We start from the raw sequence: 15,830 nt of genomic DNA on the forward strand, positions 1-15,830 counted from the left end.
GTCATGTAGAGGACCGCTGCCGGTCGGCAGCAGGTCCGAACCTGGCCAGATGGTCGTGGATCAGGCGGACGGCCATGGACCCCTCGCCGACCGCGGACGCGACCCGCTTGATCGAGCCGCTGCGGACGTCACCCACGGCCAGGACGCCGGGGCGGCTGGTCTCGAGCGTCACCGGCTGTGGTGCGTCGGTGTGCACCTGCGCTCCGGTCAGCACGTAACCGCGCTCGTCCAGATCGACGCTGGACGCCAGCCAGTCGGTGCACGGCTGCGCCCCGATGAAGACGAACAACAGCATCGTCGGGATCTCCTGTCGCTCACCGGTCCTGATGTCGCGCAGGCCGAGCACCCGCAGCCGCCCGTCGTCGCCGATCAACTCGGTGATCTCCGTGTGGCGCAGCACTCCCACGTTGGGCAGTCGCTCGATCTGGTCCACCAGGTATCGGGACATGTCGCGGTTCAGATCGTCGTGCCGGATGATCAGCCGCACCTCCGCGGCGTGCCGGGCGAGGAAGACCGCGGCCTGGCCGGCCGAGTTGCCGCCACCGACGATCGTCACCGGCTGCCGCTCGCAGAAGACCGCCTCCATGAACGTGGCGGCGTAGTACACGCTGGTGCCCTCGAACTCCGCGAGACGGGGCACGTCGAGCTTCCGGTACTGCGCACCGGTGGCGATCACCACCGTCCGGGTCCGCAGCTGTGTCCCATCGTCGAGGTGCACGATCTGGTCGCTGTCGTGCCACCGGAGCCGTACCGCCTTGACCGGAACGTTGAGGTCGGCGCCGAACTTCTTCGCCTGCACCACGGCGCGGTCGGCCAGTTCGGCGCCCGAGATGCCGGCCGGAAAACCCAGGTAGTTCTCGATCCGAGAGGACGTGCCGGCCTGCCCACCGGTGGCCACCGCGTCGAGGACGACCGTCGCGAGTCCTTCGGACGCGCCGTACACGGCGGCGGCGAGGCCGGCCGGGCCCGCGCCGACCACGACGACGTCGCACATCGCATTGTTCGGGACGGAACGTCGCAGGCCCGCGAGGCGGGCCAGGTCCGCGCTCGAGGGGTTGCGCCACACCTCGTCGCGCCAGATCACCACCGGCGTCTCCGTCGCGCTGATGGCCAGCCGGCGCAACAGCTCCTCGGCCCCCGGATCCTCTTCCAGGTCGATCCAGGTATGGGGCACCCGGTTACGGGCGGCGAGTTCGCGCAGGCGGCGGGTGTCCGGGCTGAACCGCGAACCGACGATCTTGAAGCCGGCGATGCTGCCGATCAGCAGTTCGCGGCGGGCGAGGAAACTGCGCAGGATCAGGTTCCCGAGGTCGGGCTGCTCCCGGACCAGTTCGTGCAACCCGGGCAGGGGGACCGCGAGAACCCGCCCCGGTTCCTGCGCGACCATCGAGACGAAGGACGGCTGACCGGTGAGAAGGCCGAGTTCGTCGAGAAACCGGCGCGGGCCGTGCACGCGGACCGGCCGGGCTTTCGGAGAGTCGTACCCCTCGATCACCGCGACCTGGCCGGAGAGCACGACAAAAAAGTCGCGGTCCCGTTGGCCTTCGGCGACCAGCACGTCACCGGGCTCGACCGACCGTTGTTCGCCACGCCGGCTCAGCAGGTCGATCTGCTCGTCGGAGAGGCGAGGATAGGCCCCACCGATGTCCGGTGTCTCGGCGAGCTGCTCCTGGTCCGTGTTCATGCCGGGCTCCGCAAGGCGTCGTCCAGCCAGCTGCGTAGCGCCGATGCGGGTGCGGCGCCGGCTCGCCGGGCGATCACCGTGCCGTCCCGCAACAGGATCAGCGTGGGGACGGCCTGGATCGTGAACCGCTCCGACACCTTCGGTGCCTTGTCCACGTCGACCTTGACCAGTTTGACCCGGCCGGCCAGATCGCGGGCCACTTGCTCCAGTGCGGGGCTGACCTGACGGCACGGGCCGCACCAGGTCGCCCACATGTCCACCAGCACCGGGAGCTTGCCCCGCTCGGCCACGTCGGTGAAATCGTCATCACCGGCCTCGGCGATCCAGGGCAGTGGTTGATGACAGTTGCCGCATCGCGGGCTCCCCTCAGCGGCCGCGGGCACCCGGTTCTTGCGTCCACAGTTCGGGCATTCGATCACGTCACTCCTCCGTGGGGTTCCCGTGGGCGACGGTCAGCTCGCCGTCGATCACGTCCACCCTGATCACCGCGCCGTCGCCGGCGTCCCCGGCGAGCAGCGCACGTCCGATCCGGGTCTCGACCTCGCGTGCGATGAAGCGGCGCAGCGGCCGGGCGCCGTACACCGGATCGAAGCCCTGGCGGGCGATGAACCGCTGTGCTTCCTCGGTGACCTCCAGCGTCATCCAGCGCGCGTTCAGCCGCTCGCGCAGCTCGTCGAACATCAGGTTGACGATGCGCTCGATCTCCGGCTGGGTGAGCGGCTTGAACAGCACGATGTCGTCGACGCGGTTGAGGAATTCGGGCCGGAAGTGCCGCCGGAGCTCGCCCATGACCAGCTCGCGGCCCTCGGGCTTGATCTCACCGGCGTCGGAGATGCCCTCGAGCAGGTACTGGGAGCCGATGTTCGAGGTCATGATGATCACCGTGTTGCGGAAGTCGACGGTGCGGCCCTGCGCATCGGTGAGACGTCCGTCGTCGAGCACCTGCAGCAGCGTGTTGAACACGTCCGCGTGCGCCTTCTCGATCTCGTCGAAGAGCACCACCGAATACGGCTTACGCCGGACCGCCTCGGTCAGCTGTCCGCCCTCCTCGTAACCGACATATCCGGGCGGCGCCCCGACCAGCCGGCTCGTGGTGTGCCGTTCCTGGTACTCGCTCATGTCGATCCGGACCATGTTGTCCTCGGTGTCGAACAGAGCCGCCGCCAGCGTCCGCGCCAGCTCGGTCTTGCCGACGCCGGTGGGACCGAGGAAAACGAACGAGCCGATCGGCCGGCGCGGGTTCTTGATGCCGGACCGGGCGCGGATGATCGCGTCGGTGACCAGTTGCACGGCCTCGTCCTGGCCGATCACCCGTTCGTGCAGGATCTCGTCCAGACGCAGCAGCTTCCGGCGTTCGCCCTCGGTCAGCCGGCTGACCGGGATGCCGGTCCACCGGGAGACGATGCCGGCGATCTCGGCCTCGGTGACGACCTCGCGGAGCAGCCGGTGGCCACTCTGCTTCGCGGCGAGCCGCTGTTCCTCGGCCTGCAGACGGCGTTCCAGCTCCGGGAGCTTGCCGTGCCGCAACTCGGCGGCCCGGCTGAGGTCGTAGTCGCGTTCCGCCTGTTCCGCCGCGTGCCGGAGCTGTTCGATCTCCCGGCGCAGCTCCTGAACCCTTCTCAGGGCCTGCCGTTCGGCGTCCCACTGGGCGCGCAGCGCGTCCACCTGGGCGCGGAGGTCTGCGAGTTCCTTGCGGAGCTGGTCGAGCCGGGCCAGGCTGGCGGAATCCTCCTCCTTGGACAGCGCCGCTTCTTCGATCTCGAGTCGGATCAGGCGTCGGCTGAGCTCGTCGAGTTCGGCCGGCATCGAGTCGATCTCGGTCCGCAGCATGGCGCACGCTTCGTCGACCAGGTCGATGGCCTTGTCCGGCAGGAATCGGTCGGAGATGTACCGGCGGCTGAGGACCACCGCGGCGACCGACGCCGCGTCCTGGATCTTCACGCCGTGGAAGACCTCCAGGCGCTCCCGCAGCCCGCGGAGGATCGAGATGGCGTCCTCCTCCGTCGGCTCCTCCACGAGCACCGGCTGGAAGCGGCGCTCCAGCGCCGCGTCCTTCTCGATGTGCTTGCGGTACTCGTCGAGCGTCGTCGCGCCGATCATGTGCAGTTCACCGCGGGCGAGCATCGGTTTGAGCATGTTGCCGGCGTCCATGGCGCCCTCGGAGCCGCCCCCGGCGCCGACGATCGTGTGCAGCTCGTCGATGAACAGCAAGATCCGTCCCTCGGCCGCCTTCACCTCGGACAACACGGCCTTGAGCCGTTCCTCGAACTCGCCGCGGTACTTGGCCCCCGCCACCAGGGAACTCATGTCCAGGGCGAACACCACCTTGTCCCGCAGTCCGTCGGGTACGTCGCCGGTGGTGATCCGCTGGGCCAGGCCCCCCACGATGGCGGTCTTCCCGACGCCTGGTTCACCGATGAGCACCGGGTTGTTCTTCGACTTGCGGGAGAGGATCTGGACCACCCGGCGGATCTCGCCGTCGCGTCCGATGACCGGGTCCAGGATGCCTCCGGCAGCGTCGGCGACCAGGTCGCGGCCGTACTTGGCCAGCGCCTCGTAGGCGACCTCCGGCATCGCCGAAGTCACCCGCTGGTTCCCGCGGATCTTCGTCAGCTCCTGGAGGAAGCCGTTCCGGGTGAGTCCCGCCTCGCTCAGCAGCCGACCGGCGGTGGAGCTCGGTCCTTCGTGAAGCATCGCGACGACCAGATGCTCGACCGAGACGTACTCGTCCTTGAGTCGCTTCGCCTCGCGCTCGGCGGCATCGAACAGCCGGGACAGGCGCTGGGTGACGAAGACCTGGCCGGGGGCAGCACCAGGTCCGCTGACCCGGGGACGCCGGCCCAGTTCCGCCTCCACCTTCTCTTGCAGTTCGCCCGGGTCGACACCCGTCGCCGAGAGCAGCCTGGGCACCAGCCCCTCGGGCTGTTCGATCAGGGCGAGCAGCAGGTGCTCGACGTCGACCTCGGTGTGACCGAACCGCAGTGCCTTGGTCTGGGCGTCGTGCACGGCCTCCTGCGACTTCTGGGTCAGGCGGTTCAGGTCCACGAGCTGCCTCCGGTGGGTCGAGGGGGCGGGGCACGAAGGTCACGCTCGAGGGCGGCGATGCGGTCGAGGAGGTCGATCACGAGGCCGAGAGCGGTGTAGTTGATGCCCAGGCCGGCGCGTAGTCGCCGGACGCGGGCCAGGGTGAGCAGCTGGTCGCGCTCGAACCACAGGTCTCCGGCGGCGTCGCGTTCGGGGTCGAGGATGCCCAGCACGACGAGCCGTCGGACCAGATCCGGGTGCACACCGCCGGTACGGCTGAAGGTGGTCAGGCTCAACCGGCCGATCGCACGTCCCGGGGTCCGGACGAGGGGATAGGTCATTACTGCCCCCGCGGGTCGAAGGTGGAGACCGCGGCGAGTTGCTCGAACAGTCGCCGTTCCTCGTCGGACGGCTCGGGTGGCACCATGATCCGAGCCTCGGCGTACAAGTCACCTGGCCGGCCGCGGGGGTTGGGCAGCCCTCGTCCGGCGAGCCGCAGTCGTCGACCGCTGGGGGTGCCCGCGGGAACCCGCACCCTCGCCTCGCCGGCCGGGGTTTCGACGGCGACCGACGCGCCGAGGGCGGCCTCCCACGGGGTCAGCGGCAGGGTGGCGGTGATGTCCCGTCCGGCGACCCGGTATCGCGGATGCGGTGCCAGCCGCACCACGAGGTAGAGGTCTCCGTCCGTGGCGCCGTCCCCGCCGCGGCCGCCCTGGCCGCTCAGCCGGATCCGCTGGCCGTCGGTCACCCCGGGCGGAATCGTCACGTTCAGCGTGCGGCTGCCGTCCGGACCGGACAGCGTGACGGTCCGGCGTCCGCCGGTGTGGGCCTCCTCGACCGTCAGCTCGATCTCGGCCTCTTGGTCCGCTCCCGGAATCGGGCCGAAGCCACCGTCGCTCCGGCCGCCGAACACGCCGCCGAACATGCTCTCGAAATCGATGTCCTGGAAGCCACCGGACCGGGTGTACACGTCCTCCGGCGGACCGCCGCCGCGACGCGCGCGTCCACCGCGTTCACCGCGGCTGCCGCGGGTGCGCCCGCCGTCGGCCCCTGCGCGGGCCCGGGCCTGCGGATCCACGTCCGGCGGCACGTCGCGGAAGTCCGGTCCGAAGGCGTCGTACCGGTGCCGCTGCTCCGGATCGGAGAGCACGTCGTACGCCTCGGAGATGTCCTTGAACCGCTCCTCCGCCCCCGGATCCTTGTTGACGTCGGGGTGATAGGTCCGGGCCAGCTTGCGATACGCCCGCTGCATGTCGTCCGCGCTGACGTCTCGGGCGACGCCCAGCGTGGCGTAGAAGTCGCGGGACGGCGCCACTCAGGCGCCCTTCGCGACGACGACCGCGGCCGGTCGCAGCGGGCGCGCGTCCGTGCCGTACCCGGGCCGGACGACCTGCAGGATCGTGCCCGGCTCGGCGTCGGTGGCCGGCAGCACCGCCACTGCTTCGTGCCGACTCGGGTCGAACCGCTCGTTCAGGTCGTTACGCAGCGGGTAACCGAGGTCGGCCAGGACGGCCAGCGCCTGTTGGCGGACGGCCTCCAGCCCGGACAGGATCGACGCCGGTTCGGCGGTGGCGTGGTGCAGGGCCAGTTCCAGATTGTCGACGACGGGCAGCCATCGCGCTGCCACCCGGGCCCGTTCGTCCTCGCGCTCCCGGTGGGCATCCCGCGCCGTCCGTTTGCGGAGGTTGTCGAAGTCGGCCACCGCCCGCCGGTAGCGCTCGTCCAACTGCGCCACCTGGGCGCGTAGCTCGGCGGTCTCGTCGCGGACCTTCGGGGCCGCACCGTCGGCGACCGGCTCCGGCGGGCCGGACGACGTCGCTCTCGGCTCTTGCGCCTGATCGGTCACCTGTCGTTCACCCGGTCGTGAATTCGGCGTCGATGACGTCGTCGTCCTGACTGCCCGACGAGTCGCCGCGGGATGACGAGCCATCGGCGGCCGGGCCGCCGTTCGATCCACCGGACGCCGGGCCGCTGCCGGCACCGAGGCTCTGGTAGACCTGCCGCAGTTCCGCGGTCAGTGTGCGGAGCCGGTCGAGCGGCGCGTCGTCCTTGATCGCCTGACGCGCGTCGCCGACGAGCATCTCGGCGCGGCCCTTTTCGTGCACGGGCACCGCGTCGCCCAGGTCCTTCAGGCGCCGTTCCACCTGGTAGGCCGCCGAATCGAGCTCGTTGCGGGCGTCGATCATCTCGCGCAGCCTGGCGTCCTCGCCCTGGTGGCGTTCGGCGTCCCGGACCATCCGGTCGACCTCACTACTGTCCAGGTTGGAGCTCTCGCTGATCGTGATGCGCTGTTCGGCGCCGGTGTCCTCGTCCTTGGCGGACACGTTGAGGATGCCGTTGGCGTCGATGTCATAGGTGACCTCGATGTGCGGCTCGCCACGGGGCGCGGGCCGGATGTTCTCCAGCCGGAACCGGCCGAGCACACGATTGTCGTCCGCTTTCTCCCGCTCGCCCTGCAGCACCACCACGTCCACGGCGGGCTGGTTGTCGGCTGCCGTGCTGAAGGTCTCGGCACGACGGGCCGGAATGGTGGTGTTGCGGTCGATGACCCTCGTCATCACCCCGCCCATCGTCTCGATGCCCAGCGACAGCGGCGTGACGTCGAGCAGCAGGACGTCCTTGACCTCGCCTTTGATGATCGCGGCCTGCAATGCGGCGCCGAGCGCGACGACCTCGTCAGGATTGACCGTCATGTTCGGGTCCTTGCCGCCGGTGAGGCGGCGAACGAGCTTCTGCACGGCCGGGATCCGGGTGGAGCCGCCGACGAGGATGACCTCGTCGATGTCGTTCGCGGTGACCTTCGCGTCGGACATGGCCTGCTGCACCGGGCCCAGGCACCGCTCGACGAGGTCGTTGGTGAGATCTTCGAACTTCGCCCGGGCGATCGTCAGGTTGAGGTGCTTGGGACCGTTGGCGTCGGCCGTGATGAACGGCAGGTTGACGGTGGTTTGGCTGACCGACGACAGCTCGACCTTGGCGCTCTCGGAGGCCTCGAAGAGCCGCTGCAGGGCTTGCGGGTCGCGGCGCAGGTCGATGCCGTCGGTCTTCTGGAATTCGTCGGCCAGGTGGTCGACGAGCCGGCGGTCGAAGTCGTCGCCGCCCAGATGGGTGTCGCCGGCGGTGGAGCGGACCTCCACCACGCCATCACCGACGTCCAGCAGGCTGACGTCGAACGTGCCGCCACCCAGGTCGAAGACCAGCACGGTCTCGTGTTCCTTCTTGTCGAGGCCGTACGCCAGCGCCGCCGCTGTCGGCTCGTTGACGATCCGCAGCACTTCGAGGCCGGCGACGCGGCCGGCGTCCTTCGTCGCCTGGCGTTGGGCGTCGTTGAAGTAGGCGGGCACGGTGATGACAGCTTCGGTGACGCGCTCACCCAGGAACTTCGAAGCGTCCTCGACCAGCTTGCGCAGCACCAGCGCGGAGATTTCCTCGGGCGCGTAGAGCTTGTCGCGGACCTCGAACCGGACCGCGTCGTCGGGACCGGGCACCACGTCGAACGTCACCGCGTTCAGCTCGCTGGACACCTCGTCGAAGCGGCGTCCGATGAAACGCTTCGCCGAATAGATGGTGCCCTTGGGGTTGAGGATCGCCTGACGGCGGGCCAGCTGACCGACCAGTCGCTCGCCGTCTTCGGTGAAGGCCACTACCGAGGGGGTGGTCCGTGAGCCCTCCGCATTGGCGATGACCGTCGGCTGCCCGCCTTCCACGGTCGCGATAACCGAGTTCGTGGTGCCGAGGTCGATGCCGACTGCCTTGGGCATGAAGCTCTCCTCCGACGTCGCGGTGGGTTGTCGAGATTCGCTGCTCCCTTCAGCGCACCAGCAGTCGCCGAGAGTGTCGATTGGCAGATCTACCAATCCGGAGCCCGGCGGCTGACCCGCCGCGGGTGAGCGGCACCGGAAACCACCCACGCGAGGTGATCCGTTCTCGCCCGCTCCCACCCGACGATGTCGCCGGCGGACCCACCGGAAGGGGAATGGGGCCGGCCGTATCCGCGACGCGGAGGAGATCTCGTGTTCGATCCGCTGGAACACCCCGGTATCCCGGTCGGCCACCGTCGCCGGCACTGGCGCGAATTCGACGTCGAGCCGGTTGACCCGCGCGCGACCGACCCGTACACCCGCTGCCGGATCAGGATGGGAGCGGTCGTCGAAGCGACTGCCGAGCTCTTCGACCGGCAGTTCGCCGACCACGTCCGAGGCGCCGACGAACATCGGGTGGTGAGCAGACTGGGTGACGCGGCCGCCGAGCGGCGCCGGCACGCCACGGCGGCACGGGCAGTGCCCCGTAGCGCGGTGGAGGAGGCGATGGACCGCGAATGGGCGGCGTTCGACCTGGCCGGTTGGGCGGCTCGCAACGAGTGCGAGCCGGACCGGTCGACGGCGTACCGGCAGGAGGCGTGGCAGCACCTCGAGCGCCTGCACCGCTACACCGGGTTCGGTGCCCGCGCGCGCCTACCCGGCGCCGATCAGATCGCCGACGAGGTGCAGGGGTTGTCCCTCCCACCGGTGGTCACCGCGCCGGCCGACAGCCGGCCACCCTCCGCCCCGGTGACGCAGCCGCTGTCCCTGCTGCACGACTGGATGATGCACGCCGCCGGTCGATCGGCCGCCGGGTTCCGGGCCGGGTCTTCCGACGCCGGCTGGGCAGCGCTGGTGGTGAACGAGTCGGCGAACTGTTATCTGTACTACGGGTTCCTGGCCGAAGAGGACGACCGGCGGCTGCGGCCGGTGTGGGAGCTCCAGTTGCAGATGCGGCTGACGCGGCTGCACGCGGCGTCGGACCTGCTGCGTCGGTACGGCGGTCGCGACCCGCAGGAGGTGATCGGTGAGGGCCTGCCCGAGCCGCTGAGTCTGCGGACCGACCGGTCGTCGCTCCCGGCCGACGAGCCGGATGCCCTTCGACCTCCCGACCGGGACCAGGATCGGAAGGGACCGGACGTGTTGGAGCTGCTGACCGGGCACCACGACCGGATGAAGCGGTTGTGCGGCCGAGCCGCCCGATCGGCTCGGGACGACGCATACGTGGCGTTCGGCGAGCTGGCCCGGTTGATCACGCTGCACGAGATCGCGGAGGAGCAGATGCTCCACCCGCTCGTCCGGCGGTTGCGGCCCGACGACCAGTTGGTCGACCATCTGCTCGACGAAGAGAGCCGGATCAGCGACGCGCTGTCCGACGCGGTACGCGCCGCCGCCCACGGCCACCTCGACGACACGATCGGCGGCCTGCGCGAGATGGTGACCGCCCACGCCCGTTGCGAGGAGCACCACGAGTTCCCGCAGCTCCGTAGCAGCGTGCCGGTGCCGGAGCGCAGGGAGATGGGCCGCGCGGTTCGCGCGGCCGAGGCAGCGGACGCCGAAGCGGGACCGCCGGATCCGGAGCCGGTCGGCCCGCGGGCCTTGGCGCAGACGGTGGAACGCGTACGCGACGCGTTCGCCGGCCGCTAGCTAGACCATCGCCTCGTCCACGTAGCACCAGCGCCAGACCTCTCCGGGCTCGAACGATCGGACGATCGGATGACCCACGGTGTGCGCATGCGCATGCGCACGCGCGTGGCGCATCGGTGACGAGTCGCAGCAGCCGACGTGCCCGCAGGTCAGGCACAACCGCAGGTGCACCCACGGAGTGCCCAGTTCCAGGCATTCAGCGCAGCCTTCCGGTGTCTGCGGGCCGACCGGCCGGATCATGACGACGTGCGGGTCGAAGACGGCGGTCATTGTTCAAGCATCCTTTGCTCACACGAGTTCGTCGAAGATCCGCACGGCGCGTTCCCAGTGCTGGGCCTGGGGATTCCTCACCTCGGGGTCGAGAATCTTGATTACCTTGGCCAGTGCCAAGCCCAGCCCAGCCCGCCGACGATTTCGGGCAGCCGCACTTCGGTCTCCGCGCTCGGCGTGCGGTCCAGCGGCGGGTACGGCGCCAGTCGGTCCAGGATCGGCTTCAGCTCGACGTCGTCGTCCATCTTCCGAAACCGGTGGATGTTCTCCCGAAGTCCCTCGGTGATCGGCAGGTCGTGCGGCTCGACCAGATCCCGGCCGTTGGAGGACGCCGTTGCCTGTCCGGCCAGGAGAAGGTCGTAGAGCTGCGGTCAGGGCTCGTCGTGGCCGAGCCCGTCGACGAGCAGGCTGAGCGCGATGCCCAACATCCAGACGTCCTTGGCGAGGGTCTGGCCCTGCTGGGTCGGGCGCAGGCTGCCCTCCGTCCGCATCCCGGGTACGCGGAGGTACAGGCCGAGCAGACCGGTCGAGAAAGCCGTCAACGCGGCGCCGGCCACTACCGGAGGTACGACCGGAAGCAGCAGCGCGGTGCCCAGCGCCAATTCCCCGGCGCAGACCAGGCGAACGAATCGCTGGGGCGGTATCGCGCGAAGGAACGGGTAGGCCGCAGCCGCCATGCCGTGCAGGGCCGCCGCGGTGTCGTCATCCGTATGCCGCTTGGACAGGCCCGAGTTGACGATGAACACCCCGGTGGTGAGACGCTCCGGCAGCTGCCGGAGCCGCACGCGTCGTGACATGTTTTCTCCTCGCCTCACCTCCATCGCAGCAGCATTCCCACCCGGCGTCGATTGGCAGAAATGCCAGTCGGACCGGCTGTATCTACCGCCGTGGGGGTGAGCCCGGCTCATCCTTCCCCGGCCGACAGTCGGCTCATCCGTACGTAGCCGAGGGAGGCACCGAGATGGCCACCGCAGTAGCCCAGCAGACCGACGAGGACATCCAACGTGAAGTGCTGCACGAGCTGAAGTGGGACGCCAGGATCGCACCGAACGAGATCGGGATCGCGGTCAAGAACGGAGTCGTCACGCTTTCCGGGGACGTGGAAACGTTCACGAAGAAATGGGCTGCCGAGCGCGGCCTTACGGGTCCGAGGAGTCAAAGGCGTCGCCAACGAGATCGAGGTGCGCCTTCCGTCCGCGAACAAGCGGACCGATCCGGAGATCACCGAGGCGGCCGCCCGGGCACTCGACCTGAACTCCGTCGTGCCCAAGGACGCGATCAAGGTGGTCGTGTCCCAAGGCTGGGTCACGTTGCAAGGCGAAGTCGGATGGCAGTACCAGCGGCGTGAAGCCGAACGTGTCGTCCGGAATCTGCGTGGGGTGAGGGGCGTCACCAACCTCGTCACATTGCGGCCGCGCACCAAACCGTCGCCGGAGGAGCTGCGGAAGAAGATCGAGGACGCGCTGGTGCGCACGGCTGAGACGGATGCCGAGAACATCACCCTCACCATGGAGGGCAGCACGGTCATCTTGTCCGGGACCGTCCGTTCCTGGGCGGAGGCACGAGAAGCCGAGCGGGTGGCGTGGCAGGCGCCCGGTGTCGCCGAGGTCGAGAACCGGATCCGTCTGCGACCCTGAGCACGACGTGGCCCCGGGCGCCCGTGCCGGACGGTGAATGGGTAGTCCTGCCAATCGACACGCGGCGCCCGGGCTGGTCGGATCGACGGTGTGCAAGTTGGACTGAAGGCCGGTCCCGTGGATCGACCACCGCACCACGTGCCACGACCACGGCTGATCGCTCGTTTGGACGACGCCGCGGCGCCCGTCACCGTGGTGTCGTCTCCGGCCGGCTGGGGCAAGTCCGCGTTGCTGGCATCCTGGGCTGCCGGTCGGCAGGACCGGGCAGCGTGGGTCGCCGGCGGTGACCGGGACGGGTTTTGGGGCCGGGTCGTCTCGGCGGTGACCAGCACCGTGGGGGAGCCGCCGTTCGCCGGTGAGGTGGCCGCGCCGACGGGTCCGGCGCGACTGATGGAGGTGTTGCAGCGCACGTCAACGATGCCGGTGATCGTGGTCGACGACTGCAATGACGCCGCCGATCCCGGCGAACTGGTGACGCTCGCCGAGACGATCCGCACCAGCGGCACCGGGACGCGGCTGGTCGTCGCCTGCCGGGGTGTTCCGAACATTCCCCTGCACCGGTGGCGTTTGGACGGTCGGCTCGCCGAGATCTCCGGTGCGGACCTGGCCTTCACCGTGGACGAGACGGCCGACCTGTTCGCCGGCCACGGGCTGATCCTGCCGTGGCCGGCCGTCGCCGATGTGCACGCGCGGGCAGAGGGTTGGCCGGGCGGTCTGCGCCTCGCTGCGATGGCGCTGGGACACCACCCGGTCCCGGCCGAGGTCTTCGCCGGATCGGCCGCGAGCGAAGCCGTCACGGACTACCTCACGGCCGAGGTGCTATGCCCCCTGGACCCCCAGGCGCGCCGAGCGCTGACGGAGATCTCCGTGGCGGAGCGGCTGACGCCGGACTTCGTCAACGCCATGACCGGCCGGGTCGACGGCGCCGCGCTCCTCGCCGATCTCCAGCGCGGTGGTGCGTTCGTCACCCGGTGCGCCGGAACCGAAGACACGTATCGCCTTCATCCGATGCTCAGCCGGACGCTGTATCACGAACTCGGCCGGCACGACCGGGAACGAACGGTGCGGGCGCATCACCGCGCCGCGGATTGGCATGCGGCTCACGGACCACCTGCCGACGCGCTCAGGCATCTGCTGGCGGCCGGCGACTGGACATCGGCGATCCGCGTCGCACACCGCCATTGGGCCGAGATCGTGGTCGGGAGCCGGTGCCTCGATCAGCTCGCCACCGCGATACCGGGGCCGGACGGCGAGGCGCCCCGGCGCCTGTGGTTCGCGATGGCCCTGGAGCGACTGGACGCAGGCGACGTCGTGGGGTCGCGACGCTTTCTCGGACTGGCACGCGCCGAGGAGACGGCGCCCGCAGTCGGTTCAGCCGCCGAACCGCTGCCGTTCGCGGCCCTGGAGCTGACGGCGACCCGACTGGAGGCGGCCCTAGGGCGTGTTTGAAAAGCGCTTCGTTCGTTGGGTGATGCGTGGCTCGTGGTGATCTGACGAATGCGGAGTGGGAAGTCTTGTCGGCGGTGTTGCCGTCGGCTAAGCCGGGTGGTCGGCCGCCGCGTTCGCGGCGGCAGGTCATTGATGGGATCCGGTGGCGGGTGAGGACCGGGGCGCCGTGGCGGGACCTGCCCGAACGGTATGGGCCGTGGGAGACGGCGTATGCGCTGTTCCGGGACTGGCAGCGGGACGGGACCTGGGCGCGCATCGTGTCCGATCTGCAGTCCCGCGCCCAGGCCCGGGGGCTGATCACCTGGGACGTGTCCGTCGACTCCACCGTGGTCCGGGCTCACCAGCACGCCGCGGGCGCCCGTAAAAGGGGGTCGATCAGAAACAACCGCCGGGAGGGTGCACCGCAGAGCCCAACGACCATGGTCTGGGACGGTCACGCGGCGGGTTGAGCACCAAGATCCATCTCGCGGCCGAGGGCGGACAGCGTCCGCTGTCGCTGCTGGTCACCGCCGGGCAGGCCGGAGACGCGCCGCAGTTCCAGCCGGTGATCGACGCGATCGGTGTCCCCGGTCGAGTCGGCAGGCCTAGGACACGGCCGGCGCGGGTCCTAGCCGATAAGGCCTACGGATCCCGCGCCAACCGCGTCTACCTGCGCCGACGCGGAATCCGCGCCACCATCCCCGAACCAGCCGACCGGTTGGCCCACCGCCGACGTCGCGGCAGCGCCGGCGGCCGCCCACCGACGTTCAACGCCGAGACCTACAAGCAGCGCCACGCGGTCGAGTGCGGGATCAACCGCCTCAAGCGCTACCGGGCGGTCGCGACTCGCTACGACAAACTCGCCGTCCGCTTTCTCACGACGCTGCACATCGCCGCGATCAACGAATGGCTACGGTGACCAGCTTTTCAAACAGGCCCTAGACGGCGGGTGTCTGCTGGCAGCACCGATACTGGCGACGCCGGCACCCGCCGAGGGTCGGGCCACCGGCACCGCGGTGACACTGCGCTCGCTCGCGCTGCTGTCGCGCGGCGCCGCGGAGTTGAAGCGCGGGAACATAGCGGGGGCGGATCGCGATCTCCGCGACGCGCTGACGTTGGCCCGACGGTGCGATCTGGGACGCGCCGCGATCAGTGCCGCCAGCCATCTCGCCGCCTGTCACGCTGCTCGGGGACAGCTGCGGCAAGCGGCGCGATGTGCCACGGAGACCCTCGCGCACGCCGACCGGCTCGGCCTGGCGCAGCTGGTGGACCTGGGCTGGAGCCGGCTGGCGCTGGCCGAGGCGTACTTCGAGCGGAACCGGATCGAGGACGCCGAGCGCTGGGCAGCGGCCGCCGTGGGCGGTTCGCGCGGCGATCGACTGATCCAGCTGTGGGGCACGATCCTGCAGGCGCGGATACGGACCGCCACCGGCCGGCCGGGCGAAGCGCACCGCATGATCCAGGCGGCCTCGCGCGAGATTGTCGTCTCCGACCTGCCGCCGGTGGCGCTCCGGGGCGCGCTGTCGCTGGTGGAGGGTGAACTACGGCTCGCGTGTGGTGACCTGCTCGGAGCACACGAATTCGTGCGGACCTGCCGGGACGCCGGTGCGTTGCCCGCTGCGGCGGCCGTCCTCGAAGCGTCGGTGCTGCTCGCGGAGGGCCGGCCGGCCCTCGCCGCCGCGGTCGTCGAACCGCACGTGGCGGCGCACGACGAATTCAACTCCCGGACGTGCCGGGCGTGGGCAGGCCTGGTCAGTGCGCTGGCCGGGCAGAGTCTGGGTCGTCATGACCAGACGATGCGGGGCCTCGAAATCGCCCTGCGTCTGGGGGAGGAGGAGGATCTTCGACGGGGGTTCGCCGTCGGCGGGTTCCGGCTACGTGCACTGATCGAATCGGTGGCGCCGACGATGCCGGTGTATCCGTCGGTCAGGGCGGTGCTGACGGCAACGCTCGACGCAGCGACGTTCCCGGCCGGATCCACGATTCCGCCCCTGACCGACCGTGAACTGACCGTGCTGCGTTATCTGCAGAGCACACTCTCGCACGTCGAGATCGCCGCGTTGCTCCACATCTCGGTGAACACGGTGAAGACCCACGTCAAGAACGTCTATTCGAAACTCGGCGCCAACCGGCGCAAGGACGCGATCCAGCGCGGTCGCGAGCTGCGGCTCCTCTGAGGGGCCAGATCAGGGACAGCGAGTGAGTCGCTGTACGTGGTACTGCTCAGTGCGTAGCGTCAGCGATCGTTCGGACAGGCACGGCCCCGGACACCGTCGATGGACGTGCGGACGCCACCTCGGCCTGTGCGCCGGGAACGAGCGCGTCGACGTGCGGGGATCG

At 69.9% G+C, this 15,830-nt stretch carries 16 protein-coding genes and 1 pseudogene; 6 read left to right on the forward strand and 11 right to left on the reverse strand.

Annotated features, from left to right (window positions below; genetic code table 11):
* Nucleotide 1: 1 nt before the first annotated feature.
* From CRYAR_RS16205 to dnaK, 7 genes are read right to left on the reverse strand one after another with little or no spacing between them, the layout of a single operon-like run.
* Entirely contained in the window at nucleotides 2-1,684 is a 1,683-nt protein-coding gene (locus tag CRYAR_RS16205; protein ID WP_035851770.1) for an FAD-dependent oxidoreductase, read from the reverse strand.
* Nucleotides 1,681-2,103 (reverse strand): thioredoxin, encoded by a 423-nt coding sequence (gene trxA, locus CRYAR_RS16210; RefSeq protein WP_035851772.1) that lies wholly within the window; start codon nucleotides 2,101-2,103, stop codon nucleotides 1,681-1,683. The genes CRYAR_RS16205 and trxA overlap by 4 nt, the downstream gene beginning before the upstream one ends.
* A gap of 1 nt (nucleotide 2,104) precedes the next feature.
* Entirely contained in the window at nucleotides 2,105-4,729 is a 2,625-nt protein-coding gene (gene clpB, locus CRYAR_RS16215) for an ATP-dependent chaperone ClpB (RefSeq protein ID WP_035851774.1), read from the reverse strand.
* Nucleotides 4,720-5,004: a chaperone modulator CbpM gene (locus CRYAR_RS16220; RefSeq protein ID WP_245620466.1), complete on the reverse strand. Its 285-nt coding sequence runs from the start codon at nucleotides 5,002-5,004 to the stop codon at nucleotides 4,720-4,722. Before CRYAR_RS16220 ends, clpB begins: the two co-directional genes overlap by 10 nt.
* A gap of 44 nt (nucleotides 5,005-5,048) precedes the next feature.
* A complete protein-coding gene (locus CRYAR_RS16225) occupies nucleotides 5,049-6,023 on the reverse strand; it encodes a DnaJ C-terminal domain-containing protein (RefSeq protein ID WP_035851779.1) in 975 nt (324 codons plus the stop codon).
* A complete protein-coding gene (locus CRYAR_RS16230; protein ID WP_035851782.1) occupies nucleotides 6,024-6,554 on the reverse strand; it encodes a nucleotide exchange factor GrpE in 531 nt (176 codons plus the stop codon).
* A gap of 7 nt (nucleotides 6,555-6,561) precedes the next feature.
* Nucleotides 6,562-8,469, reverse strand: coding sequence for a molecular chaperone DnaK (gene dnaK / locus CRYAR_RS16235; RefSeq protein WP_035851783.1), 1,908 nt, complete (start codon nucleotides 8,467-8,469; stop codon nucleotides 6,562-6,564).
* A gap of 546 nt (nucleotides 8,470-9,015) precedes the next feature.
* Between dnaK and CRYAR_RS16240 the strand changes: the two genes are divergently transcribed.
* Nucleotides 9,016-10,155 (forward strand): hemerythrin domain-containing protein, encoded by a 1,140-nt coding sequence (locus CRYAR_RS16240; protein WP_169745043.1) that lies wholly within the window; start codon nucleotides 9,016-9,018, stop codon nucleotides 10,153-10,155.
* Here CRYAR_RS16240 and CRYAR_RS16245 read toward each other — a convergent pair whose 3' ends face one another.
* Genes CRYAR_RS16245 through CRYAR_RS16255 form a run of 4 tightly spaced genes read right to left on the reverse strand, consistent with a single transcriptional unit; the run spans nucleotide 10,156 to nucleotide 11,222 of the window.
* Nucleotides 10,156-10,425, reverse strand: a complete 270-nt coding sequence (locus CRYAR_RS16245; RefSeq protein ID WP_035851788.1) for a UBP-type zinc finger domain-containing protein — start codon at nucleotides 10,423-10,425, stop codon at nucleotides 10,156-10,158. It lies immediately after the preceding gene.
* Nucleotides 10,426-10,443: 18 nt separating this feature from the next.
* Nucleotides 10,444-10,506, reverse strand: a complete 63-nt coding sequence (locus CRYAR_RS51290) for a hypothetical protein (RefSeq protein ID WP_425389393.1) — start codon at nucleotides 10,504-10,506, stop codon at nucleotides 10,444-10,446.
* A gap of 20 nt (nucleotides 10,507-10,526) precedes the next feature.
* Nucleotides 10,527-10,775 (reverse strand): DUF1931 family protein, encoded by a 249-nt coding sequence (locus CRYAR_RS45695; protein WP_211247973.1) that lies wholly within the window; start codon nucleotides 10,773-10,775, stop codon nucleotides 10,527-10,529.
* A gap of 21 nt (nucleotides 10,776-10,796) precedes the next feature.
* The gene (locus CRYAR_RS16255; RefSeq protein ID WP_035863219.1) at nucleotides 10,797-11,222 is read right to left on the reverse strand and encodes a membrane protein; all 426 of its coding nucleotides are present in this window, start codon (nucleotides 11,220-11,222) and stop codon (nucleotides 10,797-10,799) included.
* Nucleotides 11,223-11,386: 164 nt separating this feature from the next.
* On the opposite strand from CRYAR_RS16255, the pseudogene CRYAR_RS50730 reads away from it, so the two are divergent.
* The 5 genes and pseudogenes from CRYAR_RS50730 to CRYAR_RS16280 all read left to right on the forward strand — a co-directional run.
* Nucleotides 11,387-11,500: pseudogene (locus CRYAR_RS50730) on the forward strand (BON domain-containing protein); the annotation flags it as partial.
* Between the two features lie 106 nt (nucleotides 11,501-11,606).
* The gene (locus CRYAR_RS16260) at nucleotides 11,607-12,062 is read left to right on the forward strand and encodes a BON domain-containing protein (RefSeq protein ID WP_211247483.1); all 456 of its coding nucleotides are present in this window, start codon (nucleotides 11,607-11,609) and stop codon (nucleotides 12,060-12,062) included.
* A gap of 165 nt (nucleotides 12,063-12,227) precedes the next feature.
* Nucleotides 12,228-13,511, forward strand: a complete 1,284-nt coding sequence (locus CRYAR_RS16265) for a winged helix-turn-helix domain-containing protein (RefSeq protein ID WP_051570355.1) — start codon at nucleotides 12,228-12,230, stop codon at nucleotides 13,509-13,511.
* Nucleotides 13,512-13,537: 26 nt separating this feature from the next.
* Nucleotides 13,538-14,409, forward strand: a protein-coding gene (locus CRYAR_RS45700) for an IS5 family transposase (protein WP_169744990.1) whose coding sequence is annotated in 2 segments (ribosomal slippage) — nucleotides 13,538-13,924 and nucleotides 13,927-14,409 — 870 coding nt in all. Because the reading frame shifts where the segments join, the coding sequence is not laid out codon by codon here.
* Between the two features lie 97 nt (nucleotides 14,410-14,506).
* Complete coding sequence (locus CRYAR_RS16280; RefSeq protein WP_035851789.1) at nucleotides 14,507-15,667, forward strand: LuxR C-terminal-related transcriptional regulator; 1,161 nt, start codon at nucleotides 14,507-14,509, stop codon at nucleotides 15,665-15,667.
* The last annotated feature ends 163 nt before the right edge of the window (nucleotides 15,668-15,830 follow it).

This window comes from Cryptosporangium arvum DSM 44712 (assembly GCF_000585375.1).
GTDB lineage: Bacteria > Actinomycetota > Actinomycetes > Mycobacteriales > Cryptosporangiaceae > Cryptosporangium > Cryptosporangium arvum.